Origin of the sequence: Allofournierella massiliensis (assembly GCF_964241245.1) — a bacterium.
Lineage (GTDB): Bacteria > Bacillota > Clostridia > Oscillospirales > Ruminococcaceae > Allofournierella > Allofournierella massiliensis.
This window is the reverse complement of record NZ_CAXSWZ010000008.1, coordinates 38,266-62,647: the sequence shown is the minus strand read 5'-3', so window position 1 is coordinate 62,647 and position 24,382 is coordinate 38,266. Positions and strand designations below refer to the sequence as shown.

At 60.5% G+C, this 24,382-nt stretch carries 25 protein-coding genes; all 25 read left to right on the top strand.

Translation table 11 applies throughout. The features are described from left to right. Window positions 1-4: 4 nt before the first annotated feature. The 25 genes from ACESYO_RS06125 to prmC all read left to right on the top strand — a co-directional run bounded on the left by ACESYO_RS06125 (window position 5) and on the right by prmC (window position 24,318). The gene (locus ACESYO_RS06125) at window positions 5-1,141 is read left to right on the top strand and encodes an FAD-dependent oxidoreductase (RefSeq protein ID WP_058963611.1); all 1,137 of its coding nucleotides are present in this window, start codon (window positions 5-7) and stop codon (window positions 1,139-1,141) included. After that, complete coding sequence (locus ACESYO_RS06120) at window positions 1,122-2,045, top strand: glycosyltransferase (RefSeq protein ID WP_058963610.1); 924 nt, start codon at window positions 1,122-1,124, stop codon at window positions 2,043-2,045. The genes ACESYO_RS06125 and ACESYO_RS06120 overlap by 20 nt, the downstream gene beginning before the upstream one ends. A gap of 34 nt (window positions 2,046-2,079) precedes the next feature. Next, complete coding sequence (locus ACESYO_RS06115) at window positions 2,080-3,786, top strand: hypothetical protein (RefSeq protein ID WP_276869886.1); 1,707 nt, start codon at window positions 2,080-2,082, stop codon at window positions 3,784-3,786. Then, window positions 3,771-4,985 carry a BaiN/RdsA family NAD(P)/FAD-dependent oxidoreductase gene (locus ACESYO_RS06110; RefSeq protein ID WP_276869888.1) on the top strand — a complete coding sequence of 405 codons (1,215 nt, stop codon included), beginning with the start codon at window positions 3,771-3,773 and terminating at the stop codon, window positions 4,983-4,985. Before ACESYO_RS06115 ends, ACESYO_RS06110 begins: the two co-directional genes overlap by 16 nt. Window positions 4,986-5,039: 54 nt before the next feature. Further along, window positions 5,040-5,702: a (d)CMP kinase gene (gene cmk / locus ACESYO_RS06105; RefSeq protein WP_276869889.1), complete on the top strand. Its 663-nt coding sequence runs from the start codon at window positions 5,040-5,042 to the stop codon at window positions 5,700-5,702. A 36-nt stretch (window positions 5,703-5,738) separates the two neighbouring features. Next, complete coding sequence (locus ACESYO_RS06100; RefSeq protein WP_058963606.1) at window positions 5,739-6,356, top strand: lysophospholipid acyltransferase family protein; 618 nt, start codon at window positions 5,739-5,741, stop codon at window positions 6,354-6,356. Between the two features lie 39 nt (window positions 6,357-6,395). Further along, a complete protein-coding gene (locus ACESYO_RS06095; protein WP_276869890.1) occupies window positions 6,396-8,321 on the top strand; it encodes a bifunctional 4-hydroxy-3-methylbut-2-enyl diphosphate reductase/30S ribosomal protein S1 in 1,926 nt (641 codons plus the stop codon). Window positions 8,322-8,512: 191 nt separating this feature from the next. After that, a complete protein-coding gene (locus ACESYO_RS06090) occupies window positions 8,513-8,653 on the top strand; it encodes a hypothetical protein (RefSeq protein WP_156417371.1) in 141 nt (46 codons plus the stop codon). Then, window positions 8,653-9,318 (top strand): deoxyribose-phosphate aldolase, encoded by a 666-nt coding sequence (gene deoC, locus ACESYO_RS06085; protein ID WP_373209592.1) that lies wholly within the window; start codon window positions 8,653-8,655, stop codon window positions 9,316-9,318. The genes ACESYO_RS06090 and deoC overlap by 1 nt, the downstream gene beginning before the upstream one ends. Window positions 9,319-9,466: 148 nt before the next feature. Then, complete coding sequence (locus ACESYO_RS06080) at window positions 9,467-9,700, top strand: hypothetical protein (protein ID WP_058963603.1); 234 nt, start codon at window positions 9,467-9,469, stop codon at window positions 9,698-9,700. Window positions 9,701-9,729: 29 nt separating this feature from the next. Continuing rightward, the gene (locus ACESYO_RS06075) at window positions 9,730-9,975 is read left to right on the top strand and encodes a hypothetical protein (RefSeq protein WP_058963602.1); all 246 of its coding nucleotides are present in this window, start codon (window positions 9,730-9,732) and stop codon (window positions 9,973-9,975) included. A 178-nt stretch (window positions 9,976-10,153) separates the two neighbouring features. After that, window positions 10,154-10,813 (top strand): response regulator transcription factor, encoded by a 660-nt coding sequence (locus tag ACESYO_RS06070; RefSeq protein WP_058963601.1) that lies wholly within the window; start codon window positions 10,154-10,156, stop codon window positions 10,811-10,813. After that, window positions 10,810-12,213, top strand: a complete 1,404-nt coding sequence (locus tag ACESYO_RS06065; RefSeq protein WP_373209591.1) for a sensor histidine kinase — start codon at window positions 10,810-10,812, stop codon at window positions 12,211-12,213. Before ACESYO_RS06070 ends, ACESYO_RS06065 begins: the two co-directional genes overlap by 4 nt. Beyond that, window positions 12,210-12,980: a hypothetical protein gene (locus ACESYO_RS06060; RefSeq protein WP_373209590.1), complete on the top strand. Its 771-nt coding sequence runs from the start codon at window positions 12,210-12,212 to the stop codon at window positions 12,978-12,980. Before ACESYO_RS06065 ends, ACESYO_RS06060 begins: the two co-directional genes overlap by 4 nt. Window positions 12,981-13,000: 20 nt before the next feature. Then, window positions 13,001-14,206 carry a hypothetical protein gene (locus ACESYO_RS06055; protein WP_373209589.1) on the top strand — a complete coding sequence of 402 codons (1,206 nt, stop codon included), beginning with the start codon at window positions 13,001-13,003 and terminating at the stop codon, window positions 14,204-14,206. Continuing rightward, a complete protein-coding gene (locus tag ACESYO_RS06050) occupies window positions 14,203-15,081 on the top strand; it encodes a hypothetical protein (protein WP_373209588.1) in 879 nt (292 codons plus the stop codon). Before ACESYO_RS06055 ends, ACESYO_RS06050 begins: the two co-directional genes overlap by 4 nt. Then, a complete protein-coding gene (locus ACESYO_RS06045; RefSeq protein WP_373209587.1) occupies window positions 15,081-15,386 on the top strand; it encodes a hypothetical protein in 306 nt (101 codons plus the stop codon). The genes ACESYO_RS06050 and ACESYO_RS06045 overlap by 1 nt, the downstream gene beginning before the upstream one ends. A gap of 83 nt (window positions 15,387-15,469) precedes the next feature. After that, the gene (locus ACESYO_RS06040; RefSeq protein WP_373209586.1) at window positions 15,470-16,120 is read left to right on the top strand and encodes a GDSL-type esterase/lipase family protein; all 651 of its coding nucleotides are present in this window, start codon (window positions 15,470-15,472) and stop codon (window positions 16,118-16,120) included. 64 nt (window positions 16,121-16,184) lie between these two features. After that, a complete protein-coding gene (locus ACESYO_RS06035) occupies window positions 16,185-16,943 on the top strand; it encodes a ZIP family metal transporter (RefSeq protein ID WP_373209585.1) in 759 nt (252 codons plus the stop codon). A 70-nt stretch (window positions 16,944-17,013) separates the two neighbouring features. Beyond that, the gene (locus tag ACESYO_RS06030; protein WP_373209584.1) at window positions 17,014-18,297 is read left to right on the top strand and encodes a hypothetical protein; all 1,284 of its coding nucleotides are present in this window, start codon (window positions 17,014-17,016) and stop codon (window positions 18,295-18,297) included. 42 nt (window positions 18,298-18,339) lie between these two features. After that, window positions 18,340-19,038: a response regulator transcription factor gene (locus ACESYO_RS06025; protein WP_058963593.1), complete on the top strand. Its 699-nt coding sequence runs from the start codon at window positions 18,340-18,342 to the stop codon at window positions 19,036-19,038. Between the two features lie 28 nt (window positions 19,039-19,066). Next, window positions 19,067-20,518, top strand: coding sequence for a sensor histidine kinase (locus tag ACESYO_RS06020; protein WP_058963592.1), 1,452 nt, complete (start codon window positions 19,067-19,069; stop codon window positions 20,516-20,518). A gap of 33 nt (window positions 20,519-20,551) precedes the next feature. Beyond that, window positions 20,552-22,468 carry a hypothetical protein gene (locus tag ACESYO_RS06015; protein ID WP_373209583.1) on the top strand — a complete coding sequence of 639 codons (1,917 nt, stop codon included), beginning with the start codon at window positions 20,552-20,554 and terminating at the stop codon, window positions 22,466-22,468. A 60-nt stretch (window positions 22,469-22,528) separates the two neighbouring features. Then, window positions 22,529-23,461, top strand: a complete 933-nt coding sequence (locus ACESYO_RS06010) for a DUF1385 domain-containing protein (protein ID WP_373209582.1) — start codon at window positions 22,529-22,531, stop codon at window positions 23,459-23,461. Further along, window positions 23,455-24,318, top strand: coding sequence for a peptide chain release factor N(5)-glutamine methyltransferase (prmC, locus tag ACESYO_RS06005; protein ID WP_373209581.1), 864 nt, complete (start codon window positions 23,455-23,457; stop codon window positions 24,316-24,318). Before ACESYO_RS06010 ends, prmC begins: the two co-directional genes overlap by 7 nt. Window positions 24,319-24,382: the final 64 nt, after the last annotated feature.

Sequence of the window (24,382 nt, the reverse complement as noted above, 5' to 3'; positions counted from 1 at the left end):
CGACATGCAGGTTTACGATAAGATCATTGTGGGCGCGGGCCTTTATGGCCTGTACGCGGCGCAGAAATGCGGCGCTGCGGGCCAGCGGGTGCTGGTGCTGGAAAAGGATGCCGGCCCCTTTATGCGGGCCACCTACATCAACCAGGCCCGGGTGCACATGGGTTACCACTACCCCCGCAGCTATTCCACGGCCATCAAGAGCGCCCATTATTTTGAGCGCTTCTGCCGGGATTATGACTTCTGCCTTTTAAAGGAATTCGATCAGGTCTATGCCACCAGCGCCCATTTTTCCTGGACCAATGCCCGGGAGTTCCGGGATTTCTGCGCTGCGGCGAACATCCGCTGCGACGATGTGGCCCCCACCAAATATTTCAACCCGGGCCAGTGCGACGGCGCGTTTCTGACCACCGAATACACCTACGACGCTCAGGTGCTCAAGGAGTATTTTCTGAAGGAGCTGGCCAAGCTGCCGAACGTGACCATTGCCTACGGCCACAAGCCGGAAGCGGTGGAGCGGGTGGGCAGTGCCTGGCGGGTGAAGGCGGGGGACATCGCCGCCGAAGCGCCTTTCCTTTTGAACGCCACCTATGCCGGGGTGAATGAGCTGCACGCCATGCTGGGCTTCGAGCCCTTTAAAATCAAGTATGAGCTGTGCGAGATCATTCTCTGCACCGTGGACGACAGGCTGAAAAACACCGGCATCACCGTGATGGACGGGCCGTTTTTCTCCATTATGCCCTTCGGTCAGACCGGCTACCACAGCCTGACCAGCGTGACCTTTACCCCCCATGTGACCAGCTACGACAGTGTGGCCACCTTCGAGTGCCAGAGCCGCAGCGGGGGAAAATGCCGCCCGGGCGACCTTTACAACTGCAACGAGTGCCCGGCAAAGCCCGCCAGTGCCTGGCCCATGATGAGCCAGCTGGCCCGCAAATATCTGAAGCCGGAATACGGCTTCCAGTATGCCGGGAGCCTGTTCAGCATGAAGCCCATTCTGAAGGCCAGCGAGATCGACGACTCCCGCCCCACGGTAATCCGGCAGTATACGTCGGATCCGGCCTTTGTGAGCGTGCTGTCCGGCAAGATCAATACCGTTTACGATTTGGATGAGGTGCTGCAATATGGCGCAGATCACGAATAAGGAAAAGAATTTTGTCTCGGCGGTGGTCTATCTGCACGACTGTGCCGGGCAGGTGGAGCCGTTCTTTGACCGGCTGCTGGCTCAGCTGGAGGAACATTTCACCTACTACGAGATCGTGGCGGTGAACGACGGCTGTACCGACGACACCGTGGCCCGCCTGAAGGCCTTTGCCGCCGCAAAAATGGAAAAGCCCCTGACCATTCTGAACATGAGCCTGCATCAGGGGGTGGAGCAGGCCATGAACGCCGGTCTGGACGCAGCCATCGGCGACTTCGTGTTCGAGTTCGACAGTCTGGACACCCCCTATCCCGCCGAGCTGGTCTGGCAGGCATACGAGACGGCACTCACCGGCTTTGATGTGGTGACCGTCAGCCCCAGCAGCCAGAAGGCGGCCAGCCGGGCCTTTTACACCCTGTTCAATGCCTTCAGCAACAGCGTTTACAAACTGGAAAGCGATGCCTTCCGGCTGGTGAGCCGCCGGGCCATCAACCGGGTGAAGGCCATCAGCGAGAACCTGCCCTACCGCAAGGCGGCCTATGCGGCTAGCGGCCTTGCCTGCAAAACGCTGCATTTCGAGGGAAGCATCCGCGGCCAGCGGGAAGCCCGGCTGGACAAGGCCATCGACAGCCTGGCTCTTTACACCAATGCCGGCTACAAGATCAGCTTCGGCATTTCCTGCATGATGGCGGTGCTTACCCTGATTGCGCTGGTCTACACTGTGGTGGTATGGCTGGTGGGCGAGCCGGTTACCGGCTGGACCACCACCATGCTGGTGCTCAGCGGCGGTCTGGCCGGCATGTTCGTGATCCTGACCATTGCGGTGAAGTACCTGAGCCTGCTGGTGGATCTTTCCTTCCGCAAACAGGCCTACCTGATCGAGGGCATCGAGAAGATCCAGAAATAACCGATATGTCTACATCTACAAAGGGAGAAACGCCATGAACAAACGGCTGCGCAGTGCGCTGCAACAGGATATGAGCCGCCGGGCCTTCTGGGTGCTGGTGGCGCTGGTGGTGCTCGTCAAGCTTCTGATGACCCGCTTCCAGATGGCCTATGTCTGGGTGGGCGGCGCCCCGCTGGACGATGAACTCATGTTCCGGGCGGCTCAGAGCATCACCGACGGCCAGTGGCTGGGCGCCTACGACTGGCTCACCCTTTCCAAGCACATGTTCTTTGCGGTGTGGCTGGCTGTGTGCAACCTGCTGCACCTGCCGTATCTGGCGGCGGGCCAGCTGCTCACCTGTGGGGCGGCGCTGGCCTGCGCCTTTGCCTTTGCGCCGGTGATGCGCCGGTGGAAGAGCAGGTTTGCCCTGTTCGCGCTGCTGGCCTTCAGCCCGGCGGCTACCGCATCCTTCACTCTGCGCGTCTACCGGGATAATATCTTCCCCGGCCTGTGCATGCTGTTCTTTGCCGGGCTGTGCGGCTATGCGCTGCGCTGCCGCCGGCCGGTGAAACAGGGCATCGGCTGGCTGGTGCTGTCCGGCGTGGGGCTGGGCCTCGCCTGGCTCACCCGGGAGGACGGCGTGTGGCTGCTGCCCTTCGCGGCGGCGGGCACCCTGATTCTGATCCTCACCGCTCTGCGGGATAAGGGCTCTCTTGTAAAAAAGCTGGGCCGCTGCGCTCTGCTGGCGGTGCCTTATGGTCTGCTGGCAGCGGCAATCCTTGTTTACAGTGCGGTAAACTACGCCTGCTACGGTCTGTTTGCGGTGAGCGATTTCTCCTCCGGCAGCTTTGCCGCAGCGGTGGGGGCCATGAGCCGGGTGAAGGCCGAGGAATGGAAGCCCCTGTGCAGCGTACCCACCGACGTGCGCATGAAGCTGTACGATGCGGTGCCCGAACTCAAGCCGCTGGAATACTGGCTGGAGGAGGACGAGAACCTGCAGAACAGCTTCCGCAACCCGGAGCTGGACGATTACCAGTCCGGCAGCTTCTACTGGGCGCTGCGCAAGGCTGCCTGGAACGAGGGCGTGTACGACAGCTCGCAGAAGGCGGAGGAATACTGGCAGCAGGTGGCGGACGCCATCAATGCTCTGTGTGATTCCGGTCAGCTGGAGTCCAATGGGCCAAAGCGCAGCAGCACCACCCCGCCCATCCGGATGGAATATGTGCCGGACGTGCTGGCGGAGGGAGTGCGCAGCCTGCTGCATACCCTCACCTTCCGGGACTGCGCACCTTACTATGCCGACCAGCGCAGCCTGATCCTGCCGGAGGACGAGGCGGTTTATGAGGCATATCTGGGCCAGCAGGTGAACAGCGCGGCCCAGGCGGGCAGCGATCTGCCCTATTACAGCCCGCTGCAGAAGCTGGTGTTTGCCGGTATGGAAGCCATCCGTCTTGTGTATGCAGTGGGGCTGCCGGTGTTGTTTGCGGCTGCGGTGGTGCTGCAGATCCGGCAGGGATTCAGGCTGCTGCAGCTGAGAAAGCAAAAGGCCATTCAGCCCGGGCGGGCCCTGTTGTGGGTGCTGCTGCTGGGCCTTGTGGCCATGGCGCTGCTGCGCTGCTTTATGATCGCGTTTGTGGAGGTGGCCTCCTTTAACATCGGCACCTCCACCATGTACCTTTCCACCGTGCATCCGCTGTTGCTCCTTTACAGCGGGGCCGGTATCCTGACCCTTTGGAGGAAAAATCAGTGGCAAACATCCTGATTGTGGGCGCGGGTGCGGCCGGGCTGATGGCTGCGGGCGCGGCCGTGCGGCTGGGCCATTCGGTCACCGTGCTGGAGCACACCGAAAAGCCCGGCCAGAAGCTGCTTATCACCGGCAAGGGCCGGTGCAATGTGACCAACAACTGCGACGAAAATACCTTTTTGCAGAATGTGCGCACCAATCCGCGTTTTCTGTATTCCTCGCTCTACGCCTTTCCGCCAGCAAAGACCATGGAGCTGTTCGAGGAGCTGGGCGTTCCCTTAAAAACCGAGCGGGGCCGCCGGGTGTTCCCGGTGAGCGATAAGGCGGAGGATATCCGCCAGGCTTTGCTGCGCTACGCGGACGGGGCACAGATCCTGTACGACGGGGCGGAAAAGCTTTTGATTGAGGAAGGCCGGGCCGCGGGCGTTGTGACCAAAAGCGGCCGCACACTGACCGCGGATGCGGTGCTGGTGGCCACCGGCGGTGTGAGCTACCCGGTGACCGGTTCCACCGGCGACGGCTACCAGCTGGCCAGGCAGGCGGGCCACAAGATCGTTCCCACCGTGCCCAGCCTGTGCAGCCTGGTCTCGCCGGACGAGGATTGCCGGGCCATGATGGGCCTCTCGCTGAAGAACGTGACACTGACCCTTTACCGGGACAAAAAGGCCGTGTTTACCGAAATGGGCGAGATGCTGTTTACCCATTTCGGTATCTCCGGCCCGCTGACCCTGATGGCATCCAGCTACATCAAGGACATGCAGAAACACAGCTGGAAGGCGGTCATCGACCTGAAGCCCGCTCTGGACGAGGAGCAGCTGTATAAGCGGGTCACCAACGATTTTGCCCTGCTGGCCAACAAGAGCGCACAGGGCGCGCTGGTGAAGCTGCTGCCCGCCAGCATGCAGCCGGTGATGGTTAAGCGCTGGGGGGTGGATCCGGCCACCCGGGCCAACCAGATCACCAAGGAGCAGAAGCGGGAGCTGGTGCGGCTTGTCAAGCACTGGGAGGTGCCCATTACTAAGCGGGGCGACCTTGCCCACGCGGTGATCACCGCCGGCGGCGTGGATGTGAAGCAGGTGGACCCGAAAACCATGGAGTCCAAGCTCTGCCCGGGCCTTTACTTTGCCGGCGAAGTGCTGGACGTGGACGCATACACCGGCGGCTACAACCTGCAGATTGCCTGGTGTACCGCTCAGGCGTTTGCCACAAATCTGTAACATAAGCGGCGGGGCCGCTTTGCATAGAATAAATAGAAGGAAGTAAGAAAAAACATGATCTCTGTTGCCATCGACGGCCCCTCCGGGGCGGGAAAATCGACTCTTGCCAAGCGCCTGGCAAAGGAGCTGGGCTATCTGTATGTGGACACCGGCGCCATGTATCGCTCCATCGGTCTGTTCGCCCTGCGCAAGGGCGTGGATCCGAAGGATGAGGCCGCGATTACGGCCCTTCTGCCCCAGATCCAGATTGAACTGCGCTATGTGAACGGCGCCCAGCGTGTGCTTTTGTGCGGTGAGGACGTGAGCGAGGCCATCCGGGCCGAAGAGGTGGGCATGGCCACCAGTGCAGTGTCGGCTCATCCGCCGGTGCGCGCCTTTCTGCTGGAGCTGCAGCGGGGCATGGCCCGCACCCACGATATCCTGATGGACGGGCGGGACATCGGCACCGTGATCCTGCCGAACGCCAGTGTGAAGATCTTCCTCACCGCCAGCGCCGAGGCCCGGGCCACCCGCCGCTTCAGGGAATTGCAGGAAAAAGGTGTGGACACTGATTTCGAAACCGTTCTGGAGGACATCCGCCGCCGGGATTATCAGGACAGCCACCGGGCCACCGCACCGCTGCGGCAGGCGGAGGACGCTGTTCTGGTGGATACCAGCGAGATGGATCTGGAAGAGAGCTTTCAGGCATTGAAGTCGCTGATCCTCAGCCGGGTTTGAATCCCCCGGAAAAGCCAATCGAGAAAGGAAACAAGCATGTTTTATGGTATTATGGTGACCGGTGCCTGGCTGATCTGGCATCTGGTGTTCCGCATCCGGGTGGTGGGCAAGGAGAACCTCCCCCGGGATGGTCGGGGCTTTGTGCTGGCCCCCAATCACATCTCCGCCATTGATCCGGTGTTCGTGGTCATTGCCCGTTTCTGGGGCAAACGGATGCTGATTATGGCCAAGGAGGAACTGTTCGAGGTGAATCCGCTGCTGAGCTGGATGTTCCGCAACGTGGGTGTGTTCGGCGTGGAGCGGGGCAAGGGCGATACCGGCGCGGTTGAAGTGGCCGTGGAGAAGGTGAAGAAGGGCCAGGGCCTTCTGATCTTCCCGGAGGGCACCCGCTCCAAGACCGGCGAACCCGGTAAGATCAAGAGCGGCGCCTTCGTGGTGGCCAGCGCCGCCGGGGTGGATATGATCCCCTGCCGCATCATCTACCGCCACGGCCGCATGAAGCTGTTCAGCGGGGTGAAGGTGTGCTTCGGCAAGCCCATTCCCGCCGCCGTGCTGGATATGGGCGAACATAAATCTGCCGCAAAGCTGCGGGAGTGCAAGGCCATGCTGGCGGATGCCTGGGAAGAGCTGTATCAGCAGAATAAGTATGAATAAACCCCGCATGCGCGGGGCAGAATAAAGGGAGAAGCACCCATGAAGATTTTGAAAGCCAAGACCGCCGGGTTCTGCTTTGGCGTGGACCGGGCCGTGAAGCTGACCTATCAACTGGCCGACGAGGGCCACAAGGTGGCCACCCTGGGCCCGCTGATCCACAACCCCCAGTGCGTGGCGGTTCTGGAATCCAAAGGTGTAGTTACCGCTGCCGGGCTGGACGATGTGCCCGCCGGATACGAGGTGGTCATCCGCAGCCACGGCGTGGGAGCGGATGTGTACGAAGCCATTGCCGAAAGAGGCCTGGTGCTTCACGATGCCACCTGCCCCTTTGTGGCCAAGATTCATCGCATTGCAAAGCGCGCCAGCGACGAGGGCAAAACCCTGCTGGTGGCGGGCGACAAGACCCATCCGGAGGTGCAGGGCATCGTTGGCCACACCAGAGGTGAGGTGTTTGTGTTTGCCGATTTGGATGAATTAAAGGCCTGGCAGGGCCCGAAAAATGGGCAAAATGGTATAATCGTGGTGGCACAAACCACATTTCAGGTAACAAAATGGTTAGAATGTACAAACTTTATAAAAAAAGACTATACAAACGCCGAGATTTTTGATACAATATGTAATGCGACGTGGACGAGGCAACAGGAGGCGGAAGACCTCAGCCGAAAATGCGACCTTATGGTCGTTATTGGAGGTCATCATTCTTCCAATACCCAGAAGCTTGTAAAAGTCGCTGAAAAACACACAAAGGCCGTTACGGTGGAAACTGCAAAAGAGCTTTTGCCGGAATGGTTTGAGGGTGTGGGCACAGTGGCCGTCACAGCCGGGGCTTCCACGCCATCGTCTATAATTGAGGAGGTACTTAACAGTATGAGTGAAGAAATCCGTGAAGAGATGAGCTTTGCCGAGATGTTCGCAGAAAGCGAGGCCAATCTCAAGCCTGTTTTCGCAGGTAAGGTAGTGGAGGGCACTGTTACCAGCATTACGCCCAATGAGGTGCAGGTTGATATCGGCACCAAACACACCGGTTTTGTGAAACTGAGTGAGCTTACCGACGACCCCGCAGCCCGTGCGGAGGATCTGGTCAAGGTTGGGGACAAGCTGGACCTCGTCGTTGAAAAAGTGAACGATCAGGAAGGCGTTGCCTACCTGTCCCGCAAGAAGCTGGAAGCCCGCAAGGGTCTGGAAGAGGTGGCCAGGGCCGCTGAGGAAGGCACCGTCATGGAAGGCGTTGTCACCGAGACCAACAAGGGCGGTGTAATCGTTCTGGTGAAGGGCGTGAAGGTATTCGTGCCCCGCAGCCAGGCCACCATGCGCCGTGATGAGGACATCAACGCTCTGGTAAAGCAGAACGTGAAGCTGATCATCACCGAGTGCGCCGGCCGCAAGATCGTTGGTTCCATCAACAAGGTTACCGCCGAGGAGAACGCTGCCAAGCGCGAGGCCTTCTGGGCTGACGTTGAGGTTGGCAAGACCTACACCGGCGTTGTGAAGAGCCTGACCGCTTACGGTGCCTTCGTGGACATCGGCGGCGTGGACGGTCTGTGCCACATCAGCGAGCTGAGCTGGAACCGCATCAAGCACCCCAGCGAGGTTGTTTCCGTGGGCGACACCATCGAGGTGTATGTGAAGGCTCTGGATCCCGAGAACCACAAGGTTTCTCTGGGCTACAAGAAGGCCGAGGACAACCCCTGGGAGAAGCTGAAGAACGAGTATCCCATCGGCAGCGTATTCACCGCTCCCGTTGTGAGCATCACCAAGTTCGGTGCTTTCGTTCGCATCCTGCCCGGTGTGGACGGTCTGGTTCACATCTCCGAGATCAGCAACGAGCGTGTGGAGAAGGTTGGCGACGTGCTGAAGGTTGGCGATGAGGTCAACGTGAAGCTGCTGGATGTCGACTTCGACAAGAAGCGCATCAGCCTGTCCATGAAGGCTCTGCTGGACGACGAGAACAGCGACGCTGAATAATCAACATGGCTTCCAAGCCGCCCGGCAATTGCCGGGCGGCTTTTTTGTTTGCCATGCGTATTTACATGCAAATCACTAGGAATCAGGGCAAAAACATGCTATACTGGAACTATTCCAGAGCAGGGCATGTGACCTTGATGCAACGGCAGGCCATTTTGCCCCGCACCCCAGGGAAAGGAGATCGTGAGTTTATGAAAGCATTTCGTTTGACCGGCCTGATCCTCGGGATCGTTGGCCTGATCCTGTCTGTAACGGCGATTGTGTTCAGCGCGGTGGGCATGTTCAAGGCCCGCCAGTGCAAGCAGTGCAAGTTGGGAGGTCAGATCAAGTAATGGAGAAAAAGGAAATCCTTGCAAAGGTGGATCATACCCTGCTGAAGGCTGACGCCACCTGGCCGGACACTCAGAAGATCTGCGATGAGGCCATGGAAAACCACACCGCTTCCATCTGCATCAACCCCGGCTATGTGAAGCAGGCCTGCGAATACATGAAGGGCGCGATCCCCGTGTGCACTGTGGTTGGCTTCCCTCTGGGCGCCACCGACACTGCCACCAAGGTGTTCGAGGCGAAAACCGCCATCGAGAACGGCGCCGAGGAAGTGGACATGGTCATCAACATCGGCCGCCTGAAGAACGGCGAGTACGATTTTGTGCGTGACGAGATCGCCGCCATCAAGAAGGCCATTGGCGACAAGGTGCTGAAGGTCATCATCGAGACTTGCCTGCTCACTGATGCGGAAAAGGAAAAGATGTGCGACATCGTGTGCGAGGCCGGCGCGGACTTCATTAAGACCAGCACCGGTTTCTCCACCGGCGGCGCAACCTTTGCGGACATCGAGCTGTTTGCACGCTGCTGCCGCGGCCGCTGCAAGATCAAGGCTGCGGGTGGCATCTCCACCATCGAGGACATCGAAAAGTTCCTGGAACTGGGTGCCGATCGTCTGGGCACCAGCCGTGCGGTGAAGATTCTGCAGGGCCTGGAGTCCAGCGGATACTAATTGCATCAATTTTTGAACGGGCCGCCGGGGTTTTCCACCGGCGGCCCGTTTTTGGTTGAAAACCAGCCGGATAAGATGCTATACTCAAGGCAAACAGAAACGCAGTGATGGAATGCTTGGAAACGGCAAACAAGAAGGAGGAGAACGCATGAGCAGAAAAATGGTTTTGGGGTTGGTCCTCATGTGTATGGGGTTTTTGGGCGGGATTTTACTGATTGGAACCATGGTACTGAGCCCCATGAATCCATGGAGCTACAACGGAATTACCGGCTGGTACGGCTACCTGCTGGAGATGCAGCTGCAGCTTCCGCTGGGGGTCTGTATTGCTGTGACACTGGCCGGATTCGCGCTCAGTGTGATTGAAGCATTCCGGAAAGAATAATCCAAAAAAGAGGAAAGGACGGAACGGATATGAAGTCTGCATTGGCGGGGATTTTGACCTTTGTGGTATTTTTCTTTGGCAACAGCTATTTTCTGGGCGGGCTGGGTCAGCTGTGTCTGATCGGGGGCGATGCCTTTGTGAATTCCTATTTTGCCCCTATCATGACCGGTTTGGCGCTGCTGGCGGGCCTGGTGGTGGGCTGCACGCTGGCGTTGCTGCAAAAGTTGGACGCTGTGCAGAAAGCCCTGAATGACAGGAAGTCCCACGAACAATAACACCGGCACGCAGCGCGGCAAAACTGAGAAAACAGGTCTCGGACCCGAGGAAAGGGTCCGGGGCCTGTTTTTTCTTTGTGCCGTTTGATATCATGGAGAAGAGCGGAGAATCTTGTAACAACTCGGAAAGATGGCGCTGTTATCATCAGGATGGAAAAGAAAACAGGGGGCATGAAAAATGAAGCCGATTTTGATCGTGGACGACGAGGTTGCCATCGCACAGCTGATTGCCATGACGCTGGCCCGGATGGGCTACACCTGCCAGATGGCCTTCGACGGCCTGAAGGCTGCCGAGCTGCTGGAGAAAAACGAGTATGATCTGGTGCTGCTGGACATCATGCTCCCCGGGGCGGACGGCTATGAATTGATCGATTTCATCCGCCCCACCGGCATCCCGGTGATCTTCATCAGCGCAAAAACCACCGTGGCCGACCGGGTGAAGGGGCTGCATCTGGGCGCCTGCGATTACATCGTGAAGCCCTTCGCGCCGGAGGAGCTGCTGGCCCGGGTGGAGAACGTGCTGCGGCTTTCCGGCCGGGGGCAGGCACTGCTGCAGGCCGGCGATGTAACGGTGGACGTGGGAACCCGTCAGGTGAAAAAAGCCGGGCAGGAGGTGGCGCTCACCCCCACCGAGTACCATCTGCTGCTGGTGCTGCTGCACAACAAGAACATTGCCCTTTATCGGGACACCCTGTATGAACGGGTCTGGGGGCGGGACGCCGAGCTGGACACCCGCACGCTGGATATCCACATTCATCGGCTGCGCAAAAAGCTGGGCTGGCAGCAGATGATCCGAACCATCCCAAGGGTGGGCTATCGGCTGGAGGAAACGTCATGAAACTTGCACCGAAACTGGTTTTGACCATCCTTCTGCTGCTGGGCGTTCTGCTGGCGGCAGGCGGCGGCTGGCTGACCAAAACGGATTTTGAACGGAATTTTGAGCAGGCCCGCACCCAGAACACCCTTGCACACCGCAGGGATACCTATTCGTTGCAAAACGGTCTGCTGGCCAAAGCAGGCAGCGGGGAGATCACCAGCCAGGAGGTGGCGGATTACGGCAGCAGCCTGGGGCTGTATGTGGGGCAGGAGCAGGGTGGCTTCGCGGTGTATCAGGACGAACAGGTGATGTATTCCAGCCTGCCCGCCGCCCTGGGGCAGGAGGCTGCCTGTCAGGCGATTGAGGCAGGCGAGGAGGCACTGCTGCTGCGAAAGGCAGGCCAGAACAGCTATATGCTGATGGCCAGCCCGGTGCAGGCGGCGGGCAAGCAGTACTGGCTGGTCAGCGCCTATGATGTGACAAATCTGTTCCGGGCCCGGGAGGAAAAATTCCGGGAGTTGTTCCGGCTGGAGCTGGCCGCACTGGCACTGGCAGGTACGGCGGCGGCGCTGGCGGTAAGCTGGATGATCCGCCCGCTGAAAAAGCTGGAAAAGGCCAGCCGGGCGGTGGCGGCGGGGGATTATACCCTTTCCACCGCCACCAAAAGCCGGGATGAGGTGGGCGCGCTCAGCCGCAGCTTTGATGCCATGACCGCCACCGTGCGGGACAAGGTGGATCAGATGGAGGACACCATTCTGCGGCAAAAGCAGTTTGTGTCGGCCTTTACCCACGAGCTGAAAACCCCCATGACCAGCATTCTGGGCTATTCCGACCTGCTGCGCAGCGGCGAGATGAACCCGGAGGATCAGCGGCAGGCGGTGCAGTACATCCACCGGGAGGCCCTGCGTCTGGAAACCCTGAGCGGCAAGCTGATGCAGCTGATGGGCCTTGTGGAGCAGGAGGAGCTCACGTTGGAGCCGGTGCGCCTGGTGCTGGTTTTGCGGGATACGGCGGCCAGCCTGCCGGAGCTCGCCCCCATGCTGGATATCCGGTGTGACCCGTCGCTCACGGTAATGGCCGACCGGGATTTGCTGGCCGATCTGGTGCGCAATCTGGTGATCAATGCGGCCCGGGCCCAGCCGAAGGATGGCCGGGTGCACATCACGGCGGGCCGTACCGAAGAGGGTGTGGCGCTGCGGGTGGCGGACCGGGGCCGGGGTATCCCGGAAGCGGACCTGCCTCACATCACCGAGCCCTTTTACATGGTGGACAAGTCCCGCGCACGTGCTCAGAACGGCAGCGGCATGGGCCTTGCTCTCTGCGCCCGCATTGCCCGGCTGCACGGCAGCGAGCTGCGGTTTACAAGCAGGCTGGGGCAGGGTACCGTGGTGGAACTGATCCTGCGGGAGGGAGAGGAATGAAACAGAATCTTTTCACGGCGGCGGCATTCCTTGCGGCGTTTGCCTTTCTGGCACTGGCGCTGGCTGCGCCGCTGCCTTTGATGGAGCAAAGTGATCAGGTGCTGTATACCCAGGTCATGACCCGTCAGCTGGCGGACGATGGACTCAGTGCCCAGGCCCGCAGCAATGAATTTGCACGCCAGCTCTATGACCGGGATCAGCTTCTGCGGGTAAAAAACTACGCGGGTGCGATTTTGCAAACGACCACCGCCGAAATCGAAGCCGCAGCCCCCTACCGGCTGTACGACTTTTTGCAGCAGCTGGATTTCTGGAGCAGCGAAAATCAGGCGGAGCTGGAGCAGCAGATCAGCCAGGCCCAGCGGTGGGAGACCATATCCGACAGTGTGGGCTTCTCTGCCTGGCGGGTGTACACCATGTGGGAAGATGCGGAATGGGCGGAGCTGGAATGGGAGCTCAGCGCCCAGGATCGGCTGGTCCGGCTGCGGATGATGACCGAACAGGAATATACCTGGGAGGATCTGGAGCACATGATGGATGAATATCTGGCGGCCACCGGGTTGGAAGAAATTGACGACTGGCAGGCAGTGGATGTGGCGCCCCAGTTTTATGTGGCGGAAGGGATTACCGCCACGCTGCGGGCACGGTATTCGCCGGGGGCCAAGCTGTATCTGTACGCAAACTATGTGGACGGCGTTCTGGCGCTGGGGGTCTGCCCGCTGGAGCAGGAGGAGCTGGCCCAGTTCGGCGCAAGCCTGATGGAGGAATGACAGGGAAAGGGCGAGGTTTTGTGAGAAGCAGAAAAGGAATTCTGGCACTGGTGCTGACGGTTGCGCTGCTGGCGGGTTGTGGGCAGCCTGCTGCCGAGATGGTGAGCATCCCCGCGACGCCGGCCCCCACACCGGAAGTGTCGCAGACCCAGGTGCTGCGGAGCATCGACGGCCAGAGCTATTACACCCAAACCACATGCTATGATCTGAAAACCATGACCGCCTGCGACTGGAGACCGGAATTGCCCGCAGGATATCAGATGGCCGGCGAGGGCCCGGTCTCGGACGGGCAGGCTCTGTACTTTCTTATGAGCCGGGAAGGGGGCCTGACCGGGCAGGCGCTGGGCCGGATGCCGCTGGAAGGCGGAGACGTGCAGATTCTTTACAAATGCGGCGAGCGCGAGCAGATCGGCATTGCTTATACCGACGGTGCGGGCGAGGATTGCAAACGGCCCGTCCTGCTGCGCAGCGGAGAACGGCGCTGCTTCCTTGTACACCGGTGGACCGGGGAAGAGGGGAATTCCACCTGGCTCTATGGATGGGATCTGGAATCCGGAGTTTGTGAGCCGGTGAAGCAGCTGGGGAGCCATGTGCGCTTCTGGGGCGAGTATCAGGGCCGGGCGGTACTGGAGGATTCCAGGGAACCGGAGGCGGGCCTGTTCCAGCTGGATGCGGACACCGGGGAGCTTACCGTTCTTTTGAGCGGCGAAAACACCGAGGCAGCCGAGCTGTTTCTGGGGCCGCCGCTGCTGATCCGGGAGAATTTCGTCTGTGTGGGTACCATGCTTGCTGACAATCCGGATGGCAAGGAGCGGGTGTATTGCCTGGACCTGAAAACCGGGGCGATCCGGCAGCTTGCCAGCTCGGATGACGGTTATCTGCTGATCCGCATGCAGGATATCTGGGACGGAAAGCTGCGGGTTCGGGGCACAGAAGGCTACGAGTCGGGTCTGTGGTATGTGGACTGCGTCACTGGTCAGCGGGTGGAGGGCGCGCTGGCGGATGAGAGCGGCATACCGCTGCACATCCGGGCGCAGATCGGGGAATACTACCTGATCGATGTGCCGAGCGAACAGATGGCGGAGTACCTCTGGCTGAACGAGAATGGGGAACCGGTATATTCCCGGGATATTGGCCGGAAGCTGGCCCTCATTGCCAAGGAGGACTACTGGGCGGGCCAGCCCGATTATCAGACGTTTGAACGGGAAGCGAGGGAGACGGAATGAAGGCGGCAAAACGGCTTTGGGCGGCGGCACTGGCGTTTGTGTTGCTGGCGGGCTGCGGGAAACCGACCGCGGGCACGGCCCCGGCGGCTTCGGCGGCACCGGAAAATCAGGAGCAGCCGGTTACAGGGCTGCTCACCGCATGGGACGGGCGGCGCTATTACACAAAGGCAAATGTGATTTGTGATTCTGCCGATATGACTGCCCGCGACCTTGTGCTGCAGATGGACGGGCAGAGAATGCTGAGCGGTTATCCGGTCACCGATGGGAAGTTCCTGTACTATTCCACAGAAACGATTTTGGAAGCGCCGGAACACCGCACACAGATATGGCGAAGCGGGCTGGATGGAAGTGAGCCTGTGCTGCTCTGGCAGAGCGAAGCCGAAACGGGCATTTCGCCCGTTAGCGCCTCACTGAACGGCTGGTCGGACAACATTGGCCGGCTGGTGGTGTTTGCATGGCAGGATGCGGTCTGGTTTTTCATCGGGCAGGAAGGCTGGCTCGACAGCCCGCAGGTGCTTCGCTGTGGGAACGGCGAAACCCAGGCGCGCCCGGTGGAATATCCGGAGCCGCTTGCGCAGGGAACGTTTGCGGGCGAAATGGATGACCAGCCGGTGTTCCAAAGTTTTGAGGAGGAGCGGTGCGTCTACTGGCAGCTGGACCTTGCCACCGGAACGGTGCGGGAACTGGCCGATTTTCCGGAAACGGTCCATTCCAACCTGTTGGTGCAGGATGGGATACTGTATTTGCAGGACGATGAAAGCTGGGAGCTTTGTGCGGTGGATCTGGCCAGCGGTGAGCGGCAGGTTCTGTGGCGCCCGGAGGAGCCGGATCAGGGATTGGGGGTACAGTATGTGTGGGATGACCATGCTTTTTAATGAGTGTGGAACGGCCTCTGCGGTATTATTCACTGGATCTGAACGATGGCAGCACACAGGTGATGACGTTGCGGGGAAAATGGGAAAGTGACGGCAGAGAATTTGTGGTATATGCCAAGGCTCCTCTGGAGGACAGCTATGTGGTGGTATGCCGGCGGAATGAATTCATCGGCATAGGGATGAGCCAGGCGGGCGAACCGGAGCGGTCGAAGGAGACGCAGGAATATTACGCCCTCATCAAAAAGGAGGATTTTTGGAACAGCGTGCCCGAGTACCGGTATTTTACCTGGGTGGATGGCAGGTGAAATTTGCCCGCGGGCATTGTTTTGCTTTTCCCACTCTGCTACAATAGGGGCAGAAAACAACGCAAAAAGGCGGTTGAACATCCATGAACAGAAAACATATTGTATGTTACGGCGATTCCAACACCTGGGGCTACTGCGCGGCCACCGGCGGCCGCTATGCGGACGACGCACGCTGGACCCGCCTGCTGCAGGAGCAGCTGGGCGAAGGCTGGCTGGTGGCCGAGGAAGGGGTGTGCGGCCGAACCACCGTGTTTGAGGACCCCCTCACCGAGGGGCTGTGCGGTTTTGCTCATCTGGCCCCGGCGCTGTATGCGAACAGCCTGCTGGATCTGCTGGTGGTGATGCTGGGCACCAACGACTGCAAACAGCGCTATTCTGCCACCGCCCAGAACATTGCCGACGGGCTGGCCCGGCTGGTGACGAGGGCAAAGCAGCTGCCGGTGTGGGCGGGTGAGCCCAAGGTGCTGATCGTGGCGCCCATCATGATCGATCCCCGGGTGCATCAGGTGCCCCGGGTGGGTCAGGAAATGGGCGAGGGCTGCGTGGAGAAATCCCGCCTGCTGCCCGGCCTGATGGAGCAGACCGCCCGGGAGACCGGCTGCGAATTCATGGACTGCAACCCCTATGTGCAGCCGGGCGAGGCGGACTGGATGCACTTTGACGCGGCCAGTCAGGCCCGCTTTGCGCTGGCGCTGGAGGCAAAGATCCGGGTGCTTCTGGGCAGCCGGGGCTGAACCGCTGCATAGGCGTTTTGAACACCCCATATCCTTGTAAAAAAGGGATATGGGGTGTTGTTTTATGCTGCATGCGCTCACGTTGACGATATTGGCCGGGCTGAGCACCGGCATCGGCGGGCTGGTGGCGGCTCTTTTTCGCCCGGGGCGGCGGGCCATGGCCCTCTGTGGCGGGTTTGCGGCCGGGGTGATGCTGGCGATGTGCCTGCTGGACCTGATCCCTCATGCGCTGGAGGGTTACCGGCCGGCCATGGGGTCGTTGGGAGCAGGGCTGGCGGTAACCAGCCTGGTGTTGCTGGGAATGGGGGTGGCAGCATTGCTGGAGCAGCTGCTGCCCCGGGCAAAAACGGGCAAAAGCGACGGCGGGCGGGCCAGCGCCATGCGGGGCGCACTGGTCACCGGTCTGGCGCTGCTGGCGCATAATCTGCCGGAAGGCGCGCTCACCCTGTTTGCAGGAGTGGCAGACCCGGCGGCGGGCCTGCGGCTGAGCCTGGCGGTGGGGCTGCACAACCTGCCCGAGGGCATGGCGGTGGCCGCACCCCTGTACTACGCCACCCGCAGCCGGTCAAAGGCGGTGGGGGCGGCATTTGCCAGCGGGCTGGCCGAACCGCTGGGCGCGGTGCTGGCCTTCGGGCTGCTGGGCTCCTTCCTCACGCCCGGCTTTTTGAACGGGCTGCTGGCCGGGGTGGCCGGGGTGATGTGCTGGGCGTCCTCCTTTGAGCTGTTGCCCATGGCCTACCGGTTGGGGCCTGCGCCCCGGGCCGCAGCGGGCTTTGCGGCCGGGGTTTTGACGATGCTACTTGGAATCAGCCTGTTAACGTGATATAATAAAGCAGATTATCTTTTTTGGCTTGCGGCACGAGCTGCCGCAAACGGAAAGGGGGGCGACGGCTGTGAAACGGATGGTTCTGGCACTTCTTGTGCTGGCAGCAGGTCTTTTGTGCGGCTGCACCGGCTCCATGAGCAGCGGCGTGGAAGAGCTGCTGCGTGCGCCCCAGCTGGCGGGGCCGCAGAGCAGCGTGCAGAAGGCCATCACCGCATATCTGGGCGAAGCCCCGCAGCTGAAGTATCCCCAGACCGGCGATATTCTGTCGCCCTTTCTGTTTGGCGACTGGAACGGAGACGGCAGCATGGATGCTGCGGCACTGTATACAAGCTCCGGAATGCAGAACGTCTGCCTGGCGATTCTGGAGCAGACCGGCGGTTCCTGGGAAGTGACCCAGGAGCTGGAGGGCCTGTCCGCCGAGGTGGACAGCATAAGCACCGCGGCCATGAGCGGCGACGGCGGAATGCAGCTGCTGGTGGGCTATGTGGGCACCAGCGGGGAAAAATATCTTTCGGTATATGCCTATCAGGAGCACACCCTTACGCAGGTGATGGAGCAGGCATATTCCCAGTATGAATTGCAGGACATCACCGGCAGCGGGCTGAAGGATCTGATTCTGATCGGGCCGCAGAGCGGAGAAGGAGTAAAGGTTCAGCTGCTTACTGCCATCCAGGGTGAGCTTACCATGGCGCAGGAGCTGTGGTTGGGACCGGGCCGTTTTTCCAGCTGCGAAGGGCTGCACCTGAGCAGCGGAGCGGATGGCGGATATTATCTGGTGCTGGATGGCTACAACGGCACCGGCACGGCTCTTGCCAGTATCCTGCTCAGCTACAATGCCGCAACCCAGAAGCTGGAGGAATATATCCCATTGCTGCCGGTGGATATCTACACCGAGAGCACGCGGTATTCCAGCCTGCTCACCAGCACGGACATTGATGGCGACGGAACCGTGGAAATTCCCGTTGAGCTGGCCGAGGATAACAGCCAGATCACTGTGGGGCGGCTGACTTTTCTGCAGTGGATGGACTATACCAGTACCGCACCGGAAAAAAGCTTCGGCATTGCGGATCTGGAAAACGGATTTTATCTGGAGCTGCCCCCCAGCTGGGAGGGCAATGTGCTGGTTACCGAGGGCGCCCAGGAGGGCAGTTGGGCCATTCGCAGCCTGACGGACGGCACCGGATACCTGGAGGTGCGGGTGGTTGACCCCAGCACCGAGGGTGGGTCCTATTTCCGTTTGGGAAATGTGGGCGGCAAGAAGGTTCAGGCCAGGATTCTGGCCTCACACATTGGAGAAAACGGCGAAAACCTGCAGCCGGCTGCACTGACCGACTGTTTCCGGGTTTTGTGAGCGGCAGGCACTGCGCTCCGTTTTTATAGGAGGTTTGATTGCATGCGTAGAGTGTTAGTTGTGGAAGACGAGGCCAGCATTCGCGAGCTGATCGCCTTGAATCTTCAGATGGGCGGCTACCAGGTGCTGGAAGCAGGAAGTGCCGAACAGGGCCTTGCGCTGCTGAGCCAGGGCCAGAAATGCGATGCCGCCGTGCTGGACGTGATGCTGCCCGGCATGAACGGGTTTTCCCTGTGCGAGACCATTCGCCGGGACGACCCCAACATCGGCATTATTATTCTGAGTGCCAAGAGCATGGAGCAGGACAAGATCCGCGGCCTTTCCATCGGTGCGGACGATTATATGACCAAGCCCTTCAGCGTGTCTGAACTGCTGGCCCGCATCGAGGCGCTGTGCCGCCGGGTGAATCGGGGCACGGCGGAAAGCCCTGTGCCGGATGAGACCCGCATGGTAAGCGGTCAGTTCATTCTGGACCAGAAGAGCCGGGTGCTGTATAAGGCGGGCAAGCCCATCGACCTGACTCAGGTGGAGTTCCAGATCATGGAGCTGTTTTTCCAGAACCCCGGCACCGCCCTTGTGCGGGAAAAGATTCTGGAAGGGGTCTGGGGCGAAAATTATTATGGCGATGTGAAGATCGTGGATGTGAACATCCGCCGCCTTCGTATGAAGGTGGAAGACGAGCCCTCCAGCCCCAAGCATATCCTCACGGTGTGGGGCTACGGTTACCGCTGGAATGGCTGACAAGCAGGCACAAGGGAAGGGGGCTGCCATGAACAGCATCACCAAACGCTGGCTGCGCAGCAGCCTTCTGATCACCTTTTTGCTGGTGGCGGGAGCAGTGAGCATCTACATCTACACCCTCATTTCCAGCAGCTACAACGGGGTGCAGCAGGCCATGTTCAGCCGAATTTTCAGCATGGGCGGCCAGCTGAAGATCACCACCGGTCAGACGGCGGAGCAGACGGCGCAGAACCGGGGCCGTTTGCTGCGGCGTATGGTGGAACAGTTCGACGAAAAGGACAAGTTCGAGTTCATGCTGCTGGACAGCGAGGGTCAGGTGATTGCCACCTCCTCAGGCGGAACCCTCGGCTACAAGGAAATTCCGGAGGATTTTTTCCTGGCGATGGAATCGCCCAACAGTACCGGGCGAAGTGTGTATACCAGTGTGACCGGCGAACGGGTAATGGCTCTTACCGTGATGGTGCCCTACCCGGCGGAGGATGTGGCGGCGCTGCGTATGGTGACCAGTCTGACCATGGTGGATCAGATGATGGTGGAGCGGGTGCTGCTGGCGCTGGGCATCGGGGCGGCAATTCTGCTGTTCAGCGTATGGAGCGGCGTGTTTTTCATCCGCTCCATTGTGCGCCCGCTGGATGAGGTGGCCCAGACCGCCAATGCCATCGCCCGGGGCGATCTGAGCGCCCGTTTGCCCGAAGGCAGCGACAGTGACGAGATTGGCCGGCTGTGCAATACCATCAACCAGATGGCGGGGGAGCTGTCCAAAACCGAGCGACTGCAAAATGAATTCATCTCGTCGGTCAGCCACGAGCTGCGCACGCCGCTTACCAGCATCCGGGGCTGGGTGGAGACCATTGCTCATATCCGGGATCCGGAGGATGAAAACTACCGCAAGGGCCTGTCCATCATCGGGCGGGAAACCGACCGGCTGTATGATATGGTGGAGGAGCTGCTCAGCTTTTCCCGGCTGCAGAGCGGTGTGAAGCTGGACTGCTGCCCGCTGGATCTGGTGGCGGAGCTTACCGATGCGGCCCTCTTCATGGAAGCGCGCATCCGTGCCGAGGGGCTGCATCTGGTGTATGAGGAGCCGGAGCTGCCCCTGCCCATCTGGGCGGACGCGGGCCGGCTGCGGCAGGTATTCATCAACGTGATGGACAATGCGGTGAAATATTCTTCACCCGGCGGGGCCATTACGCTGGACCTTTTGCAGGACGGCGAAAATGTGTATGTGCTGATTCAGGATGAAGGCCGTGGCATCGCGCCGGACGACCTGGAAAACGTGAAGCTGAAATTTTTCAAGGGAAAGGGCGCGGTGCGCGGCAGCGGCATCGGCCTTGCGGTGGTGGATGAGATCATGACCGCACTGGACGGCTCGGCGGACATTTCCTCCGAGCTGGGCAAGGGCACCACCGTGACCCTTCGGCTGCCCATCTACCGGGGCGGCGGCGAGCCGCCGGCCTGGGCGGTGCAGCAGGCCCGGTGAGCGGGCAAACCACAAAACCGAAGAGGAAACGGAATGCTTTCGATTGTTGGAAATCTGTTTATGCTGGTGCTCACGGCGGTGCTTCTTGCATCGCTGTTGAAGCGCAGCTTTGCCCATACACTGCCCCTGGTGCTTACCATGGGGTCGCTTTTGATTTATCTGTTCACCGCCGTGGGCGAAAAGGAGTTCATGACTCTGCCCATGGTTCTGGTTCCGCTGGCACTTCTCTGGTGGCTGCGGAAAACGAAGCAGGGGTGGTCTTTTTCCCTGCGGGGGCTGGGGCCGGTGTTCTGGGCCTTTCTGCTGGCGCTGATTCCGGCGCTGCTGTGCACCGGGCACCTGCAGCTGACCATTTTTGACGACGTCGCCCACTGGGGGCTGTTCACCCGCCAGATGTGCGGCATTGACCAGTTCCCGAACGCGGCGCAGAGCGCCTCCACCTTCAGCGACTACCCGCCGGGCATCCAGATGCTCACGGTGCTGTTGTATCAGGGGGCGCGGGATGTGCCGGATGCACCCGGCCTGTTTACCGGGCAGCTTGTGTGGTACATCGGCCTGACTCTGCCGCTGTTTGAAGCCATTCAATGGACAAAAAGCCGCTGGAAAAATATCCTTCTGGTTCTGGGCCAGGCGGCATTTCTTTTGATCTTTCCGGCGTATTTCACCAAGTATCATCAGATGAGCCTGGTGGTGGAGCCGGTGATGGCCCTTCTGCTGGGGTGGGCATTGCTCACCGCCTGGCGCAGCCCGAACCCCACGCTCATCGATCTGGTGAGTGTGAGCGGGGCGCTGAGCCTGCTGATTATCTCCAAGAGCACCGGCCCGCTGTATGCCTTCACCGGAATGGCAGCGGTGGCAGTGCTCTGGTGGAGGCCGCTGCGTGCGCTGTTTGCAAAGGGCGCGTCCCGATGGGCCCGCCTGCTGGCACTGGGAGCAGCGGCCGCACCGCCTGCCTTCTGGCTCAGCTGGCAGCTGCTGTGCCGGCTGAAGGGAACCAGTTCCTATTTCAGCCAGGACGTGGCCGGCGGAGCGTACAGCCCGGCCAATCTGCTGGAGTTTTTCACCGGCAGCGGCGAGGCGGGGCCGGTAATCCGCCATTATCTGGAGTATTTCTGCCTGAGCCCGCTGAACCGGGGGCTGGGGCTTTCGGCCCTGGGCTTCCTGCTGGTGTTCGCGGTCATGGTGTGGCTGCTTGGCCGTTTGTGCCCGGAGCGCCGCGCCGTGCTGCGGCGGGCGGCACTGCTGCTCACCGCCGTGTTTCTGATCTATGCGGTAATGCTGTGCTACTCCTATCTGTATTTGTTTGACCCGGACGAGGCCCAGCAGCTGGCGGCCTATCACCGCTACATCATGCCGCTGCCCACCGCCATGATCTACTGGGGGCTGGGGGCGCTGAGCGTCTTTTGTCCCATGCTGAACACCGCAAAGCGCAGGCTGGCAACCGGCGCGCTGGCGGCGGCATCGTTGGTGTTTTGCGTGAACTGGGTGGCGGCCACCGAGCTTGTGCCGGGGCTGTTTTTGCAGCACCGGCAGCTGGATGCGGAGGAAGCCCAGTGGGCCAAGGAGGAAAACGAACTGGAACCGGTGCGGCAGGCGTTTTTCGACCTGCTGCGGCAGAACGAGACCGGCATCCTGATTCTTACCCAGCAGCCCCAGTGGGGCCACTATTCCCGGCTGTACAAATATTATCTGCTGCCGGGGCGCACGCTGGCTTTGAACCCGGTGGAATATGGCGACAGTGAAACCATGCGCAGCCGGTATGAGCAGTGGGCCGGGGAGGAAACCGGCCTGCGAATGGTCTACTGCGCTGCGGACGGCGAGGAAGTGGCCCAGAGCATTGGCCTGACCGATGAAGCGGGCAATCCGCTGCGGGCCAACACCGTTTATTGCCTGAAGGTGGATGGAACCCTGAGCTGGTTCCAGGATCTGCCTGCTCCGGCAACGGCCTGAGGCCGACCGGAAATTCAATGAACATAACAGGGGGCGGCAGACCGCCCCGAAGGAGAAAGAATGGAAAAACCAAAGGAATGTTTTAAAACCAGCGTGGGCGGTCAGGCCCTGATGGAGGGCATCATGATGCGCGGCCCTAAAAAGATCTGTGTGGCCGTGCGCAAGCCGGACGGGGAGATCGACCTGACCATGGAGGACGTGAAACACCACAAATGGCAGAAGATCCCCTTTGTGCGGGGTGCTTTTTCCATGATTGAGAATCTGGTGCTGGGTTACCGGTATCTGATGCACTCCGCCGAGGTGAGTATGCCCGAGGAGGAGCAGGAGGAGCCCGGCAAGCTGGACAAATGGCTGCAGGAGCATACCGGCCCGAAGTTCCAGAATTTTCTGATGGGGCTTGCCGCGGTAATGGGCGGTATGCTGGCCATCGTGCTGTTCATGGTATTGCCCACCGCCATTGTGGGCGGTGTGAACCACTTTGTAAATCTGGGCTGGGGCAAGGTGCTGCTGGAGGGCGTGCTCAAGATTGTCATGTTTGTGATCTACCTGTTCCTGTGCACCCGCATGAAGGACATTCATCGTGTGTTCGAGTACCACGGTGCAGAGCACAAGACCATTGCCTGCTATGAAGCGGGCGAGGAGCTGACAGTGGAAAACATCCGCCGTCACTGCCGCTTCCATCCCCGTTGCGGTACCAGCTTTATGATCCTGGTGCTGATTGTGAGCATTCTGCTGTTCAGCGTGCTGCCTTGGAGCAGCACCGGTCTGCGCGTATTCCTCAAGCTGCTTTTGCTGCCGGTTGTCATGGGCATCAGCTACGAGCTGATCAAGCTGGCCGGCCGGTACGACAATCTGGCCACCCGCATCATCAGCGCACCGGGGTTGTGGCTTCAGCGGCTGACCACCTTTGAGCCGGACGATTCCATGATTGAGGTTGCCATTGCTGCGGTGAAGCCGGTGCTGCCCAGCCGCCCGGAGGACGGGCTGTGGTAAGCGGCGCGCCCCGGGCTGCCCATGCATGGGCACGGACCCGGCTGGAACAGGCCGGTGTGGAGGATGCCGCCTTCGATGCCGCCTGCCTGATGGAGCTGGTGGCAGGCAGAAACTGGCGCTGGATGGACGGCGAGCTGACCGAGGCGCAGAAAAAACGGCTGGAACAGCTGGTGGAAAAGCGGGCGCAGCGGTATCCGCTGCAATATCTGGCGGGCCGGTGGCCTTTCCTGGACTTTGAGCTGGAGGTGGGCCCCGGGGTGCTGATTCCCCGGGCGGACACCGAGCTTCTGTGCGAGACCGGCGCCGAGCTGCTGGCAGGCAAAGCGGAACCGGAGGTTCTGGATCTGTGCGCCGGCAGCGGCTGTGTTGGCCTTGGGCTGAAGCGGCTGGTTCCCGCCGCCCGGGTCACCTGCCTGGAAAAAAGCCCGGATGCCTTTGCCTATCTGAGCCGGAACGCTGCCGGGGCTCTGCCCGGTTCTGGCCCGGAGCATCCGGCGGTGCGGCCGGTGGCAGGAGATGTGTTCTGCTACCAGCAGCAGCTGGGAGCGGAAACGCTGGATCTGATCCTTTCCAATCCTCCCTATGTGACCGGCGACGAGATGAAGGCCCTGGAGCCGGAACTGCGCTTTGAGCCGGAAATGGCACTGGAAGCTCCTCATGAGGGGCTGGCCTTTTACGAGCACATTGCCCCCGCCTATTTCGGTGCGCTGCGCCGCGGCGGCTGGCTGGCGGTGGAGATCGGCTGGGCCCAGGCGGCGGCAGTACGCGGTATTTTTGAGGCCGCAGGTTACCGGAATGTGGCCGTCCGGCAGGATCTGGCGGGCAAAGATCGGGTGGTTTTGGGGCAAAAAGCCTGAAAAACAGGAGTATTGGTCCGATAAAACGGTCGATCAAGAAGAAACTTACAACTTGCAGTTGTAA